The sequence below is a fragment of the Pseudomonas sp. LB3P81 genome (assembly GCF_054897965.1).
In genome coordinates this window covers 2207915-2224488 of sequence record NZ_JBUBVG010000001.1, presented here as the reverse complement: position 1 = coordinate 2224488, position 16574 = coordinate 2207915, and the positions used below count along the sequence as shown (strand labels likewise).

Below are 16574 nucleotides of genomic sequence, written 5' to 3'. Positions count from 1 at the left end.
TTGAAGCGGCGTTATCCGGCGGGCAACCCATATGGCTTGGCCGCCGGACTTCAACTTGTTCGTAATCAGAGTACGAGTTCATGTTCCCGATGACACCCATCGCGGCAGCGCTTGCGCTGTTGTTTTGTGCCAGTGCCGTGGCGGCGCCCGATTCTGCCGGTACGACACCGCGAAGTCTGTTGGCTCAGGCCAAAGGTTTGCCGGCGGATTTCGAGGAGCATTTTTTTGATGTGCCCCTGGCCGTGCGGGTGGAGCTCGATCAACAGCCGTTGGGGGAGGCCATGGTGGTGCTGTCTCGCGATGATCGCATCACGCTTCTGGAGTTCACCGACACCAGCGAAAACCGCTACGGTCCTGCCGAGCGGGAAAAATGGGCCAGTTATCTCAAGCCCGGCGTGCCCCTGGGTGCTTGCACCGGCTCCTGCCCGGATCAAGTGCTGGCCGTGCATTACAACCTGCAAAACTCGCTGGTCTCGATCCTCACCGAAAACGCTGAGCGCGACCTCGAGGCCAAGCGTTATTACGAGCAGCCCGAAAGCGGCAGCAGCGGCCTGATGGTGCGTAACCAGCTCAATCTCAATGGTGGCCAGGAACAGGACCTGGGCGGGCGCTTTGGCCTTGAAGCCAGCGGCAGCCTGGGCAACTGGAGCCAGACGTTCAACATGCAAATGGCCCGCCTCGGCGGTCCGGACGACAAGCTCTACCATGCCGTCCATGAGCTCTACACCCAGCGCGAGTTGCAAGGCAATTTCTTTCGCCTGGGTTATTTCACCCCCAATTCCGAAGGGCTGACCCGCCAACCGCGCACGTTCGGCACCAGCCCCGACACCGCCGTCGGCGTGATGTATGGCAGCTCCGACAGCCTGGCCATCAACAGTCCGATGCCCAGCGTCTACCCGATCTATGTCACGGCCAATCGCCAGGGCTCGGTGGAGGTCTATCGCGACGGTTTGCTGATCAACACTCAATCGGTGCCCGCCGGTTTGCAGACCCTCGACACCCGTCCGTTGCCGGGCGGCATCTATGAAGTGGAGGTGCGCCTGATCGAAGACGGCCAAATCACGTCCACTACCCAGGAGCTGGTGTACAAGCCCAGCAACTGGCGCAACCTCGACGAGCGCTGGCGATACAACCTGTTTGCCGGCGAAGAAAGCAAACTGTTCAGCAACTGGGATCAACAGTCTAGCGGCAGCCCCACCGCTGGTGCTTCGGTCAACTACCTGATGCACCCTCGGGTGATTCTCGGCCTGTCGGCGCGGCAGATTCGCGAAAAGCGGCAATACGGCACGTCCATCGACTGGACCCTGGCAAACCACATCAGCCTGTACGCCAATGTCTACCAAACCCAGGATCACGGCACCGGTCTCGACCTGCAAAGCCTTTATAACTACGGCACCGGCAGCCTGGTGATCAGCCACAACCGCAGCTGGCTGGACACTACCGATCTGTACGAAACCCTGCCGGACGGCACCCGCGTACGGCAGCGCAATGTCTTCAAAGGCGAAACCAGCAACTCGTCGCTGGCGATCAACCATCGGCTCAGCAGCAAAAATTCGCTCAACGCGCGGGTGTCCCACAGCGAGGGCAACGTCGAAGGTTTCGGCGTGGACCTGGGCTGGACCCGGCGCACCGAACTGTTTGGCAGCGATGCCAACTGGCGATTGTCGCTGTTCGACCGGCCGGGCAGTTTCAGCAGCGGCAATGATCGCAATCGCGGGGTCGATTTGAGCGTCAACGTGGCACTGGGCGCGCCCGGCGAGCAGATCAGCGGAAGCATCGGTTCGCGTACCGCGCGTGAAGGTGGACGAGACAACAATGCGTCCATCGGCTGGCGCAAGGACCTCAAGGATCACGTGTTGCAAAACGTCTCGGTCACCGCCCTGACCGACACCTATGGCGTGGGCGTTTCCAGCCTGGCCAATTTTCGCACCGACGCAATCAATGGCGATGGGTTCATCCAGCGTTCGTCCTACAACGGCAACTTCACCGGCGGCCTGAACCTGGACAGCACCCTGGTGCTGGGCGGTCAGCAAATGCTCATGACCAGCCAGTACGAAATGCGCGGCGCCGGCATGATTGTCGACGTCGAATCGGACATCGATGACATCGCCCTGCGCGCCGACGACTTCAGCGGCGGCAGCGCGACGTTGAAGCCGGGGCGCAATTTCATCCCGATCACTGCGTACCAGAACAGCTCGGTAAGTTTCGATTTCGAGGGCAACCATGTGCCGGCAGCCACCATCGAGCCGGCGCGCACCCGTTATCACCTGAACAAGGGCGGAGTGGACTACCGCAAGATTCGGGTGATGAAAACCCTGACCGTGTTGGGGCGGCTGGTCAATGAGCAGGGACAACCACTCAAGGGTCACCACGTGATCAACCACGCCAGTCGCGGGGTCACGGAAGTCGACGGTTTCTTCTCGATGGAAATGAATGCCGGCTCGCCAACCCTCGAGGTGCGCCAGGATAACCGGCTGTTGTGCCAGTTCCGCCTCAACGCGAACGAACATCGCAGCGAAAACAACGTGTTGATGATCGGGGATCTGCGTTGCACGCCGGACACCCTGGCCGATGCAACCATTACCGATCAGAAGGCAGGTTGAGGCATGAAAAGATCAACGTATTGGCTGGGCTTGCTCGCGGCGCTGAGCATGACTTCGGCGCAGGCGGTGAATCAGGAAATCAGGGCGTTGTTCCAGCCGGATCCATCACAGCCGAACAAAAATGTGTTCGTCAACAAAACGCCGAACAGTGGTTACTGCGCGAACTTTCCAGGCGAGTGCACCGATAACGGTATGTTCAGTATCCATGTGCCGATTCGATTCAGTACGTTCACCCCTCTGTTTTCGAACAATGGCGTCTGGGTAAAGGTGCCTGCGGATTGGCGAGTCTTGACAGTCACCAATCATGAGACTCAGCAAACGAGCACGGTGGAGGTGCGAATCAGCGGTATCGGCTCCAGATTTCAGTTGAGCAAGCCAGTCACCGAGCTGACGGGCGAGCCCAACCTTTTGGAGGCGCATCGCAAGCTGTGGGTGGGCAGTTCCTGGGTTTATGCACCGCCTCCATGCCAGTACAGCGGTGTCGGCTCCTACTCTCCCACCACTTATCAGTTTTTCTGGAAAACACCCGTGCAAGCGAGTTGTAACAAGGTCGCAGCGTTCGACGTAGGGCAAATGGATTTCGAATTTCTCGATATTGCCTATGAGTTGCGTACGCCAAACCCCTTGACCATGTCGACCGGGTTGTACACCGGCTCGCTGACCTACAGCGTCGGTCAAGGCGGCGCGGACTTCAACATGGGGCCTTTTTTTAGACCGGATGACAGCACCCTGACCCTGGACTTCGTGCTCGACGTGCAGCACACCTTGAAAGTCGAACTGCCGCCCGGCGGGGACAAGGTTGCCATGGAGCCGAAGGGGGGGTGGCAACGCTGGATCAACGAGGGTCGCATGCCGACCGAGATCTACCGCGATCAACCGTTCTACCTGTCAGCGTCGTCGCGCTTCAAGGTCATGATGCTCTGCGGCTCTCAAGGCGGCAGCGAATGTGACATCGGCAACAACCAGGTGGGTTTTTCCAAGTTCGAGGTCAGGCTCACTGTGCCCAAAGGCATCGTCGGCCCCGGCGGTGCTGACGGCTGGACTGGCACGCTGGACTACAACCGCTGGCTGGGGCCATTCGAACCCTCGCGCTACGTGGATCGAAAACCCGGCAACTTGCGCTTTCAGATGCCCTCAAGGTGGATCGCGTCCCTGCTCAGACCCGGCATGAACGGCACGCTCTGGGGCCACGTCACGATCATTTTCGACTCGGAAGTCTGAGCATCCGGGAAGGGCCATTTTTCATTTTCACGAGGTAGAAGACGATGACACGAGTGTTTTTGCTGTTGCTGTCCAGTGTGTTTTGCACGGCGGCCAATGCCGGGCCGCAGATCAATGTCGGCACGGTGTACGACTATCTCGATGGCGACAAAAGTACGTACCTGAAACGGGTTTTCAACAGCGGTGACAGCACCGCGTTCGTCAAGGTCAACGTGCTGGAAATCGTCTACGACGCCGATGGCAAGCCGCAGGAAATCCCTGTCGCAAACGCTGCCGACGGTGCTTCGCGCAACGGCGTCATGGCCAGCCCCGCACGGTTGATCGTGCCGGCCCAGGGCATGCAAGGCACGCGTTTGTTGTACATGGGCGAGCGTGACCGCGAGCGCTATTTCCGCGTGCGATTCGTGCCGGTGGTGCCGGAAAAGGAAGACGAGTTCGTGGTCTCCAATGAAGAGCGCGAAGACTACAAGAAGACCCTGTCGGCCGGGGTCAACGTGATGACCGGGTTTGGCATCGTGTTCTTTGTCAGGCCCAAGGATGCCCGCTATGAAACGGCGATCAATGAAACATCCGGCCGTTATGAATTGCGCAACAACGGCAACACGGTGCTGGTGGTCGATGAGTTCAAAAGCTGCTCGCTGACCAAGGAAACGGACTGTGGCGCGACCACCAAACACCACGTCATGGCCGGCAAGACCTTCGCCTTCGACAAGGAACCGGACCGTGAATACCGTTTCAAGCTGATCGAAGGCGACAGCAAAAAAGACCTGACGGTGGCGCGCCGCTAACGGCCGCTTCCATACACGCGGTAGGTATCGAACATGAACAAGCAATGCGCTGTCGCCGCACTGATGGCTTTGAGCTCACTGATGAGTGTCCCGACCTGGGCAGCCCGGGAAGAGCTGAATTTTGAGGTCACGTTGACCATCCCCAGTCGCCCGTTCTACATCATTCCGGCGGAGCCGGACTGGATTCATCGGCCACAGCGACTCAACTGGGACTACCCCTCGTCGACCATGGGCGGCGTGCAAAAATATTTCGATGTCAGGCATGACACCAGCGCCATTGAAGCGCGCCTCGGCAATTCGCCTTACCTTTCAAACGGCCGCCCGGGCGAGGAGATCGGATTGAAGGTCAGTTTCAACGGAGTGGAGCTGAGCCCGGATATGCGCCCGCGGGAAGTGGTGTCCAGAGCGGAGGCCGCGGTGGGGGCCCGAGTGTTGCTGGACATACAGCCGGTGGAACCCTCCGGTGGGTATAGGCCAGGGGATTATGACGGCACTGTCCTTCTGCTGTTCAACGCCAAGGCTCCGGGGGAATAGCCCAGAGCGCAGTCGGCGAATCAGGAGATCCGGGCGTTGTTCCAGCCGGGTCCGTTGAAACCGGCCGGGGTTACTGCCACATTTCAACACCTGGCCCCAGCAAGCCTGGATCCAGGGTCAAGTCAGCGGGACGAGATTGAAAGCCCGGCATTTGTCAGCGCCGCGCGGGTCAGGTCTCTGGCCAGCCCGTTTCGTGCATTGCCCATGTCGGACACCTGTCGGTTGTAAAACCACGTGGTCATTTCTTCGCCAGTGAACACGTCTTTCTCTGGAATGTTCAACGCCTGAGCCAGGCCTTCCAGTCTTTCCTTCAATGCCTTTGTCTGTGCCAGATCTTCGTGATCGACCCATTCCTTTTGTGTCTCGCGCAGCGCTTTGAGCTGCTCCAGTTTGTCTGCGTAAAGACGATCGTTGGCTGTGAACTCTTCCGGGTGAGTCCTGCGCAGGAAGTTCTCCCAGAACGGATATTCGAATAAACCGAGCATTCCGTTGACCAGACCGTCGCCGTGCTCGCGTTCGATAATGGTGTTGTAGGCCGTATCGATTTTGGCTTGATCAACGCCTGATCGGGTTTCATACGGCATGCCCTCGGGCCGCCAGGGCAGATCCAGGCGATTCGCCAGCCCGGTTTCGTAGGCCCTGTGCACTTGGACGTTATCCGGTGCGTCGTTGCCTGCTGGATCGATCAAATGCTGCTGTCTCTGGCGGCTGATTTCGGCTCTGGCGAGGTCACCCACCCTTTCCAGGCGAGCGGCACTGCGGGCCAGTTTGACCAGATTGTTTTCAAGCTCGGTGGCAGTCGTCCACTCTATGTATGCCTGTGACACCAGCACTCTAAGGCCCATGCGGTTGAACAGTTCCGACCAGGCATCGGCGTAGGTTTGGGGGTCGGCGGTCTGCTTGAACAGTTCCTCGCGTAAATCGCTGTCCACCGCCATGGTCTCGATCATTTGCCAGACCCTCCGTGTGAGTTGCCTGCGCGATCGACTGTCCCGGTAGTCCTGGCTGTCTCGCTGCCGGCGAATGACTCTGAAGAAGCCGCTGGAGCCGGGCTCCGCCATCACATCCTGCCAGGACTCCTTCCTGTACGACGTGTACCTCCCCGAAGGACTGAAAGACAAAGCATCCGTTTCGAAGGGTTTCCAATGGTCCAGTTCATCCTCAACCCTCCCGGAAACCACCTGCTGGCGGGCAAAACCCACGGACTCGCGGTAGTCACCAAGACGCCCCTGATCGGCGGCAGAAAGCTGCGCTGTACTGAAGCGCGAGCGCGCCAGCACGAACGCTTGATCCGAGCCTACCGTGACCTGCGGCAAACTGTTGATCGGACATTGGCGCATGTCGAGCGAGAAGTGTCGCGGACGACTCATCCCATTAGCCCCATCCGTGAACAGGCCGGCCGGCCAGTCCTTGATGCCGGTATTGGCCAGGCGAAGCACTTTCAACTCAGGCATGCCACTGACATCCGGAGGCTGGCGAAGTGGATTGCCGTCCAGTCTCAGCGCTTCCAAGTGGGTGAGGCGACCCAGCTGTTCAAGGGAATCAGGCTCTAGGGCGATTCTATTGTCGGCCAGGTCAAGGGCTCTGAGCTGATGCAGTTCGCCGATAGCGTGCGGCACCCCGGTCAAACCGCCTTCGCGGGCGCTTAACTGACGAAGGTTGGGAAGGTCGCTCAACAGGCCTCCGGTGTTGGTGGAATTACGCGCCCTGTTCAGGTTCAGGACGGTGATCTGGTCCAGAAATTTATTGATGTCGCGCAGCTCGCGCACCTCCTTCCACCAACGCTCAAGATCCGGGGTGGCGGCTTCGGAAGACAGATCCAGCGTATAACCATCGGCGGGATGCACACTGCGTTCACCGAAGGCTTCGCTCTTGCGTTCGAAGCATTCAAGCAACCGTGTCTCGATATGGCGTCCACCGGTTCGCAGGAATTCGAGATTAATGCCAACTTCTACCTCCCCGCTTCCATCAAGTCCGCGGGGCTGAGAGTCTCGCCACGCGCCTAAGGTATGGCGCAGTTGCTCCAGTTCATTCTCGAGCCGTCCGATGGCCTCGTCAGGTCCACCTTTGGCGCGTAAGTGCTCGACGAACGAGGTCACCTGCCGCTCGCTCAGTTTCGGATACAGCTCTTTGATCCTTTGTTCGAGGGTCTTTGTGCCAAAGAACCAGGAAGGGCCGCGCACCAGGTGAGTGGTTTCAACACTAGCGACTGAACGAATCGGCGGCTGCGCCATCACAACGCGGCGCTCGGCCGGTGGCGCGGACTGTTCCATCACCCACAGCTTGAGCAGGCGGCCCTGACCGGTTTGGTAGCCCAGTTGCGAGCGCTTGTCTGCCGGAAGGGCATGCAGGATCGCTTCGTAGAAATCGCCAGCGGATTGTAACGGGCGGTTGTCTTGGTCCACTACTTCGTAGCGGCCGCGCTCATCACGGATCAATAGCCTCACGGTCGACGCGTCATCCGGTCCGACGCTGCAGCGCAGTGGACCGTCATGCGTGCCCCCCGCACCTCTACCTGCAAGTCGCCGAAGCTATCGCTGAAGAATTTCAGGGCGTTCAGCGCCAGTCTCTCGGTGTCGGGGCTCAACAATTCCTCGTGATAAAAACCGTCATAGGCGCGAGAGGTGAGTGCTTCGAAGTTGACTTCGCGGGCCAGGGTTTTCAGCCGCAGGGGCAAGCGGTTTGCATCGACTATCTGTTGTATTTCGTTTGGTGTTGCATCCGCCAGGACCTTTTCCGCGAGCGTGAGCGGCATGTCGGCGAACGTCTGTCTGAGCACTTGCACATCCGCTTTGTTCGACCTCTCTGCAGCCTGGTAGATGAACCGGGATATTTCGCTTCGGCGCAGGTCAACGACATCGGCCAGTTGATTGCGCAAGGTTTGCGCGCGTCCAGTGCGCGGTACGTATCGACCGAGCAGGGTGGTGATTTCAGTCTCGTTCAAAAAAACCACGACGCGCTCGGCAAACTGGCTTGACATCAACTCAGGCATGCCGATGCTCAGTGTGTTGGCGGCGGTCGCCCTGGCGTTGCCGTAGGTGCGCGACTGACCGCTCAGGTCGGAGCCTTCATAGATTTTCAACGCCCGTTCGGCAGGCCAGCCTGGCAACCCGGTCAGCAGCGTTTCGAACCATTCGGACGCGGGAGCGAGCGGTCGCCCGCCACGGAGATTGGCACTGGCGATTCGCGCCTCGTCCAGCGCGCTGAAGCGCTTGACGGTGTCGGCCAGCAGTGGCGGCGGTGGAGCATGTTCGAGGTGCATCCGCCGCAGTTCATTGTCGTCGGTGCCGCTGCTGATGCGGATCTGCTCGCGCTCGACAGGCGAAAAGCGCTCGACGGTGTGGCCGAGACGGCGCATCAGGGTTTCACCTTGCCAGTCACCAGGATTCTCGCCCTCATGGACCCAGGCGCCGTAACCGTTATGGTCGAGTTTCGGTGAGTAGGCATTCGGGCGGTCGGGGTGTTTGATACGGTGCGTTGCGGTCGGATCAGTCTTGGCGGGTGTCTCGATGGCGTACACCTTGCCTTCGAGCGCGAGCATGTGCTGATTGAGATGCCGATGCAGGCCGAGGGCGTCGGGTTTCGACGCGTCGGGCAGCGTCACGCCGGTTTGTTCGTAAGGCTTGAGGTCGGGGTTCCATAAAGAGGCTCTACCGTCAGGCAACCGCACGGGTTTCATGCCTTCGACAAACGGAGACAACTTGAGCCGGAACTCATTGCCGATGGTAGCACCGGCACCGAACGCTGCCAGTTGAATGACATCGGTCACCACGCCTATCACATGCTCCGCCAATTCGGTCCATTGCCCTTCGGCCAGGTCCACAATGCCTTCGACGACTTCGGTGGTCAGTTGATAAGCGGTGTAAGCCAGCATGAGTTCGCCCAATCCCGGTACGAATGGGGTCAGCACCAATAACGCCGCGTTGAAAATGTCCGAGAGCATTTTCTTGAAGTTGTCCCACCAGGCCCAGCGTGCTGCCCGGTCGGTCCAGGCAGTCGACACGGCGATTTCCTGGGCGTCATTGATGATCTTGCTGACGTTGCGCTGATAGAGGTGCTGCCAGAGGTCCTTGTTGATGGGCGAAACCCGAAATTCCAGGTTGGGCTTGTCCACGGGGGTTGACCGCCACGTTGGCCCTGGGTCGAGGGGATCTTTTTCGTGCCATTTGACCACACTCAGGCGTCGATCGAGGTCAGCGAAAAAATGCCCGCGTTGTTGCTGGTCGATGAACTGGCTGAAGTACTGCCAATAGTTGCCCTGCGAGGACTGGATCGTTTTGTTTTCCCGCAACTGGCGAGTCAGCTCCTGCACGAACGCAAGCCCGGAGACATATTCTTTCAGCGGATGTTCGGGGTCATGGGGAACGTAGGCGATCAGCTTGTTAGTGCTGCGGGTTTGGTCTTGGTTCGCCGTGAACAGCACGACACCGGTCAAGGACGCGTCCAGCATCGAAAGCTCGGCGCAGCGCATCACCTTACCGTCCAGCGTGAGGCCCGTTCGCCCTTCGATCGTCCCGAGCACGACGTCGAACGCGTCAGCGCTGATGTCTTTCTTTTTCAGGGCAAGATGCGCGGCGGCTTCCAGTGCCGCTTTCTGATTGCTTGTTGCCTTGAGCTCGAGCAGCGCTTGGGCGACGGGCTCTTTGGTCAGTAAAAATGCTCTGAGGTATCGGTTGTACTGCCCGCCGATGTCCAGTTCTCTGCACAGGATTTTGAATTGCTCGATGGACATCTTTGTTTTGACGGGTTTGACATCGAAGTGTCCATTGGCATCAGGTCTACTAATGAACTCGGAATCCGCGGTAAATGTCTCAGAGGTTGCGAAATTGTGCAGCGCCGCATCCAGTAAGGACACTGTTCGGCTGGCATGGCCCACTTGTGTGTCAATCACATACCAAGGAGTTTTTTTGGGGAAGTAAAGGCGAAGATAAGTAGACTTTACGTCCACTTCAATGTCGTAGGTTTCTTTAAGTTTGGTCTTGAGCAGCGGTTCGGCGAAAGTGTAAATGCCCTGAATTTTCCCGAATAATTTGTCTGCCTGGGTTTGCGCTTTCCAGGCCAGCAGATTGGCAGCCTTCAGCGCCTCGTGATCGTCGCTTTTATACCAGCTTTCAGTTTTTAAAGCAGCGGCGCCCAGCGCCTTTGCTCGATGTAACGATATGTTTGTTAGTTCTTTGCTTGCTGTTTTTTTTATATGGTTGTAATGACGTCCCTTGGGCGGGTTATTGGTGGTTTTAAGTTTTGGGGTGTTTTGATCCGTGTGCGACATGGGTTTTATCTTGTCTGTTGAGAAGATAAATAGCCTATCCAATTTAAGTTGCAATAAAAGTCAGAATTGCTAGTCAATATCAAAGGGTTGACGGGGTGCGATGCCTTTGATTTTGAATATATGTCATATATAAATATGACCTGCGAGGACGCTAAAAACGTTATGGCGCTGTCCGTGCGGACAGCGCCATCAACGCCTCACCACTTCAACAGGCAAACACTGCGTATGACTGCCAGGTTGCAGATACGGCGTCAGGATCGGCGCCATGCCCTTGAGCACTTGCACCGGCAGCGCCGAGGTGAACTTGAAGGCTTCGGCCGTGCGGCCGGGCACAAACGCGGTCATGGTGCCGAAGTGGGTATCACCAATGAAGAACACGAAGGTGGCGGTGCGGTTGATCGACTTCGAACTGAGGATTCGACCGCCGGAACCAATGGCTTCGATGCGGTTGTCCCCGGTGCCGGTTTTACCGCCCATGCCCAACGGTTTGCCATCGGGCGTCATGAAGCTGCCGGAAACGCGTTTCGCCGTACCGGCGTCCACCACTTGTGACAAGGCCTCGCGCATGGCCGCGGCGACTTCGGACGGCATCACCCGTTTGCCCACATCCGGATCGTTGATCAGCTTGGTTTCATACGGCGTATTCGCCGCGAAGTGCAGGCTGTCGATGCGCAGCGTCGGCATGCGCACGCCGTCGTTGAGGATGGTGCCGATCAGCTCTGCCAACGCCGCCGGACGGTCGCCGGAGCTGCCGATGGCGGTGGCTAGCGACGGCACAAGGTGGTCGAACGGATAGCCGACTTTCTGCCAGCGCGCGTGAATGTCGAGGAACGCTTCGATCTCCAGCATGGTGCGAATGCGGCTGTCGCGCGCACCCTTGTGACGGCTTTTGAACAGCCAGCTGTAGACTTCCTGCCGCTCGAATTGACTGGCTTTGACGATCTGGCTCCACTTGGCATCCGGGTTGTTCAGCAGGTAGCCCATCAGCCACAGATCCAGTGGGTGCACCTTGGCGATGAAGCCCTGATCCGGCAGGTCGTAGATGCCGGGGCTGTAATTTTCATAAAGCCTTTGGAGACGTTCGTCCGTCAGTTTTTCGGTGAGCTTGGTGCCGCTGAGGTGTGAGCGCACGAAAATGTTGAAGCTCTCCTGGCTGGCTTGCGGCAGCAGATAGCGATGCACCGCCGCCATGCGAATCGGCGTCGGGCGCATGCTGTCGAGGAAGGTCTCGAGCCGCGCCTGGGTGTCCTTGTTTTTGTATTTCTTCCAGAACTTCAGCAGGAACGAAGTGCCCTCGCGGTCGGCGAACTCGGCCAGGTATTCCTGACGCCGAGGATCGCGGTCGTCCCCGAGCAGTGCAGCGCTGTTGTTTGGGCCGGAGTAGGTGGTGTAGCGCACCAGATCACGCATCAACCGAATGAACGGCAGGTTGATCGATTCGCGCAGGGCATCACGCAGGGTCGGCAGGCGGCCGTTGTCTTCCTTGCGGAAGTTGACGAAGGTGTGCAGCCCGCCACCGGTGAAAAAGGCTTCGCCGGGGCTGGCGGAATACTTGCGGTCCAGCGCGGCGCCCAGCATGGCGGGCAGGTTGCGGTCCTTGGTCTCGATCAGGTAATCGACGGCCCAGCGGCTCAGGCGATCCTGATCCGGGACGTCGACTTTCTTCAAATCCGGGACGGTCATCTCGGCGTACTTATCGTGCAGCTCGGCGATGATTTGCAGATAAGTCGTCAGCACGCGCATTTTCGCGGTGGAGCCCAATTCCAGCTTGCTGCCTTCGTTGATGTCGAATGGCTGATCGGTGCTGTCGGTCTGCACCCGCACCCGGGAACCGTCCGGGGTCAGTTCGAACAGCGTGAAGCTATAGCGCACTTGCGTGGTGCTGGTGGGTGTGAGCAGACGTTCGCCCATCAGGCCGATTTGCGTTGCAAAGACCGGGTCGGCCAGATGCTTGAGGTATTCGGTGGCCTGGGTTTGCAGGTCGCCTTGCAACGTGGTGGTGGCCGACAGATCGAGGCGATCGAGGTCGTACAGCGGCCGGTTGAGCAACCCGCCCAGTCGACTGCGCGCCACACTGATGCCTTTGTTGGTTTCGATCGGTTGAATGGTCGGCTGGGTCTGCCAGTCGCGGTAGGTCACTTTGCTGGCCAGCGCGGCCGCCGCGAATGGCGCGTCGATCACGTTGTTCTGAGCCAGCAGGCGAATGTGGCTGTCGGTGAGGTCGGTCAGTTCGTCGCGGCCCTTGGTCAGGAAGTGGGAAGGGCGGCGCTGGGCGATCATCAGCGACAGCATCTCACGCAGGGCCAGACCTTTTTCCGCCAGGGCCTTTGGGTCCGTGTCGGTGCTGGCCAGCCGTTCGTTGGCCTTGTTGAAATCAGCGCCGTACCAGACGCGCAAACCTTCGGCCATGCCATGCACTTCACCGTGACCCGGCACGGCCGACAGCGGCACGCTGTTGAGGTAATCGCGCACCACGTTTTTGCGCGCCTCAAGGGTTTCCGGCCCGGCCTGATAGGCGCGCACGGTGGCGGAAATCATCTGGCGAATTTTTTCCCCACCCGACATCGTCAAGCCATCCGGTGAGTGACGGTATTTTTCGAGTTGTGTCGCCAGGGTACTGCCGCCCGCGGATTGGCCGGGCACGTGCAGCATTTTGGCAACTTGCGACCACGCGGCCATGCCGAACCGAGGCCAATCCACGGCGGGGTTGGCCCGGGTTTGACGAGGGTCGAGCAGGAAGCGGTTTTCGATGAACAGCAGACTGTTGACCACCACGGGCGGAATGGCATCGAAGCTTGAATAGAGTTGTTGCGGGTATTTGTACTGATACAACGGTGCCGCCCGGCAATCGGTGATCAACAACCCGGCCTGGATCTTCTCCGGATAGGGCACGAAAAGACCCTTGTCGTTGTAGTCCATCAGCGCCTGGGAAAACCGGGTCTGGGCCGAGATGACGTAATCACGCTTGAGCAATCGCGGCAGGAATTCACTCAGCGAGCTGTAGCCCAATCGCATATCGAAAGGTCCGGCGCCGGGGTAGCGAATGGCGTCGCTGGGGCCGGGTTGTACATCATATTTCAGGGTCGCGGCAAACCTGCTGACTTCCCGGGATTGAAACTTCGAGGTGCGCATTTCCTTGGCAGCAGCCAGACCCACGACAATCGCGATAATCAACAGCAACAACCAGAAGGCGCCCCAGCCGTGTTTCGTGCGACTACGGCGAGGTTTTTCAGGTAAAGGCGCTTCATCCACACGTTCAGTCGGAACCACAGTTTTACTCGAATCGGTTTGCCACAAAGCACCCATAGTCGACTGATCCATTCACGCAGATTGATCGGACTTGTCTGAAGCTTAGTCGGTGGTTGGCGATGGGGAAAATATTGTGAACACCCAAATATCGAAAGTGCATCGCCCTGTGTGGCGAGGGAGCTTGCTCCCGCTCGACTGCGTAGCAGTCGCAATCCTGTAGACCGAATCAATCAGACGAACCGCAGGTACAAGGGAATGGGTCTGCTTCGCAGCCCAGCGGGAGCAAGCTCCCTCGCCACAGTGTGAGGCATATCTTTGATTCAGGTTTAGAGCCAGCAGGCATCCCAGAGCGGGTAATCGCCGATTTTTTTCACCAGCCCCGCGCGCAGAGGGTTGGCGACAATGTAGCGAGCGAAGGGGCGCAGATCTTCGTCATCGCGTATTGCCCGGTCGTGGTAGCCGCTCTGCCAGAAGGCGCCTTTACCGTTTAACGCTCGGTTGATAGTGAGCGTGCTACGAGATTTGGTAGCCTGCATGAGTTGACCCAAAGTGCTTTGCTCAAGTTGCACCAACCAATGAAAGTGGTCAGGCATGATCACCCACGCTATCGAGTTGACCCATTCCAGTTCATGGGCTCGCCTCAGTTCCGTGACCAACAAGCGCCCCAATCGCCAATCGGTGAATTTCTGGTGGCGTTGATGCACAACCGCCGTTATGAGATAGGCCCGGCCTTGTTCTGAAAAGCGTCCCTGACGGAGCAAATGTGAGTTTGGTCGTGGATGCATTCCTTTGCTTCCTGGAAATAGTGATTTCCATTCACGCTAGCCACACCTCGACCTACACGACGCCGCAAATACTGAGTGAATCTTCCGAAAGTCCTGACGGATCCAGTCAGGAGCACCATTCCTGTGGCGAGGGAGCTTGCTCCCGCTGGGCTGCGAAGCAGACCCAATCAATGCAATCGCGTTCCTCCAGATAAAACTTGTGTACTGAATTGCGACTGCTGCGCAGCCGAGCGGGAGCAAGCTCCCTCGCCACAGGACAGAAATGGCCTGCGAGGTTCTTGGAGGGCGCTGAATAGAGCCTTCGCAACGTAAATGCTGCGTAGGTAGGGGCATGACGCTGCACCAATACCGTGCAATACTCGGTGCCGTTTTAAATGGCGAAAAATCCTACAAAATCCAGACAATCCATCTCCTGAAATCGCATTTTTCTCGAGATGTACGCCTGAATTTTGTGACTTATAGAGTGAAACTCTCTGACGTCGGCTTTTTATACTGCACACCCCGCTGATCTTGGAGGTTTTGTCCTGCAAGACGGTTCTGCCCACGAAGCAGGTCCGGTTTCAGGCAAGCATTGGCTTATCGGCCAGCGCTTCGACACTCAGTGGTCATATCCAATAACAAGACGAGGTTGTACCCCTATGCCAGTCGGCAATCATCTGCCCCACGGCGAGACCGTTCAGGGCGGCCCGCTTAAACGCGAACTCGGCGAGCGGCATATTCGCTTGATGGCGCTCGGTGCCTGCATCGGTGTCGGCCTGTTCCTCGGTTCGGCCAAGGCCATCGAAATGGCCGGCCCGGCCATCATGCTGTCCTACATCATCGGCGGTCTGGCGATCCTGGTGATCATGCGCGCTCTCGGTGAGATGGCTGTGCACAACCCGGTCGCCGGCTCTTTCAGCCGTTACGCGCAAGATTATCTCGGTCCTTTGGCGGGCTTCCTGACCGGCTGGAACTATTGGTTCCTGTGGCTGGTGACCTGCGTCGCGGAAATCACCGCAGTGGCGGTGTACATGGGCGTCTGGTTCCCCGACGTGCCGCGCTGGATCTGGGCACTGGCGGCGCTGGTCAGCATGGGCTCGATCAACCTGATCGCGGTGAAAGCCTTCGGTGAATTCGAATTCTGGTTTGCGCTCATCAAGATCGTCACCATCATTGCAATGGTGATCGGCGGTGTCGGTGTGATCGCATTCGGCTTCGGTAACGACGGCGTGGCGTTGGGAGTTTCCAACCTCTGGGCGCATGGCGGTTTCATGCCCAACGGCGTGCAAGGCGTGTTGATGTCCCTGCAAATGGTGATGTTCGCCTACCTTGGCGTCGAGATGATCGGTCTGACCGCCGGTGAAGCGAAGAATCCGCAGAAAACCATCCCCAATGCAATCGGCTCGGTGTTCTGGCGGATTCTGCTGTTCTACGTCGGCGCGTTGTTCGTGATCCTGTCGATCTACCCGTGGAACGAAATCGGCACCCAGGGCAGCCCGTTTGTGATGACGTTCGAGCGTCTGGGCATCAAGACCGCCGCCGGTATCATCAACTTCGTGGTGATCACTGCGGCGCTGTCGTCCTGCAACGGCGGCATTTTCAGCACCGGGCGCATGCTCTACAGCCTGGCGCAGAACGGCCAGGCCCCGGCCGGTTTCGCCAAGACGTCGAACAACGGCGTGCCGCGTCGCGCACTGCTGCTGTCGATTTTCGCCTTGCTGCTGGGCGTGCTGCTCAACTACCTGGTGCCTGAGAAAGTCTTCGTCTGGGTGACGGCGATTGCCACCTTCGGTGCGATCTGGACCTGGGTGATGATCCTGCTGGCCCAGCTCAAATTCCGCAAAGGCCTGAGCGCCAGCGAACGGGCCGGCCTGAAATACAAGATGTGGCTGTACCCGGTCAGCTCGTACCTGGCGCTGGCGTTTTTGGTGTTGGTGGTCGGCTTGATGGCGTACTTCCCGGACACCCGCGTGGCGCTGTATGTCGGCCCGGCGTTTCTGGTGTTGCTGACGGTGTTGTTCTACGTGTTCAAGCTGCAACCGACCAATGTGTCGCAAGGGGTGGTGCGTTCGGCTTCATAAGTTGAGCCGTTTGAAATGAAAAAGCCCCGGTCGTGGTGACCGGGGCTTTTGTGTTTCTGGGCGGA

At 58.5% G+C, this 16574-nt stretch carries 9 protein-coding genes; 5 read left to right on the top strand and 4 right to left on the bottom strand.

Going from position 1 to position 16574, the window contains the following annotated elements:
• Positions 1-80: 80 nt before the first annotated feature.
• Genes ACYZTL_RS10310 through ACYZTL_RS10295 form a run of 4 tightly spaced genes read left to right on the top strand, consistent with a single transcriptional unit; the run spans position 81 to position 5146 of the window.
• Positions 81-2603 carry a CS1-pili formation C-terminal domain-containing protein gene (locus ACYZTL_RS10310; RefSeq protein ID WP_461951703.1) on the top strand — a complete coding sequence of 841 codons (2523 nt, stop codon included), beginning with the start codon at positions 81-83 and terminating at the stop codon, positions 2601-2603.
• Between the two features lie 3 nt (positions 2604-2606).
• Complete coding sequence (locus ACYZTL_RS10305) at positions 2607-3824, top strand: hypothetical protein (RefSeq protein ID WP_461951702.1); 1218 nt, start codon at positions 2607-2609, stop codon at positions 3822-3824.
• A 44-nt stretch (positions 3825-3868) separates the two neighbouring features.
• Complete coding sequence (locus ACYZTL_RS10300) at positions 3869-4612, top strand: molecular chaperone (RefSeq protein WP_461951701.1); 744 nt, start codon at positions 3869-3871, stop codon at positions 4610-4612.
• Positions 4613-4645: 33 nt separating this feature from the next.
• Complete coding sequence (locus ACYZTL_RS10295; RefSeq protein WP_461951700.1) at positions 4646-5146, top strand: CS1 type fimbrial major subunit; 501 nt, start codon at positions 4646-4648, stop codon at positions 5144-5146.
• A gap of 122 nt (positions 5147-5268) precedes the next feature.
• Here the strand turns inward: ACYZTL_RS10295 and ACYZTL_RS10290 are convergent, their stop codons facing one another.
• The 4 genes from ACYZTL_RS10290 to ACYZTL_RS10275 all read right to left on the bottom strand — a co-directional run bounded on the left by ACYZTL_RS10290 (position 5269) and on the right by ACYZTL_RS10275 (position 14449).
• Positions 5269-7593 carry an NEL-type E3 ubiquitin ligase domain-containing protein gene (locus ACYZTL_RS10290; RefSeq protein WP_461951699.1) on the bottom strand — a complete coding sequence of 775 codons (2325 nt, stop codon included), beginning with the start codon at positions 7591-7593 and terminating at the stop codon, positions 5269-5271.
• On the bottom strand, positions 7590-10415 hold the full coding sequence (locus tag ACYZTL_RS10285) for a dermonecrotic toxin domain-containing protein (protein WP_461951698.1): 2826 nt from the start codon (positions 10413-10415) through the stop codon (positions 7590-7592). Before ACYZTL_RS10285 ends, ACYZTL_RS10290 begins: the two co-directional genes overlap by 4 nt.
• Before the next feature lie 189 nt (positions 10416-10604).
• Complete coding sequence (locus ACYZTL_RS10280; protein WP_461951697.1) at positions 10605-13721, bottom strand: transglycosylase domain-containing protein; 3117 nt, start codon at positions 13719-13721, stop codon at positions 10605-10607.
• Between the two features lie 269 nt (positions 13722-13990).
• Positions 13991-14449, bottom strand: a complete 459-nt coding sequence (locus ACYZTL_RS10275) for an REP-associated tyrosine transposase (RefSeq protein ID WP_461951696.1) — start codon at positions 14447-14449, stop codon at positions 13991-13993.
• 638 nt (positions 14450-15087) lie between these two features.
• On the opposite strand from ACYZTL_RS10275, the gene ACYZTL_RS10270 reads away from it, so the two are divergent.
• Complete coding sequence (locus ACYZTL_RS10270) at positions 15088-16509, top strand: amino acid permease (protein ID WP_461951695.1); 1422 nt, start codon at positions 15088-15090, stop codon at positions 16507-16509.
• Positions 16510-16574 lie beyond the last annotated feature (65 nt).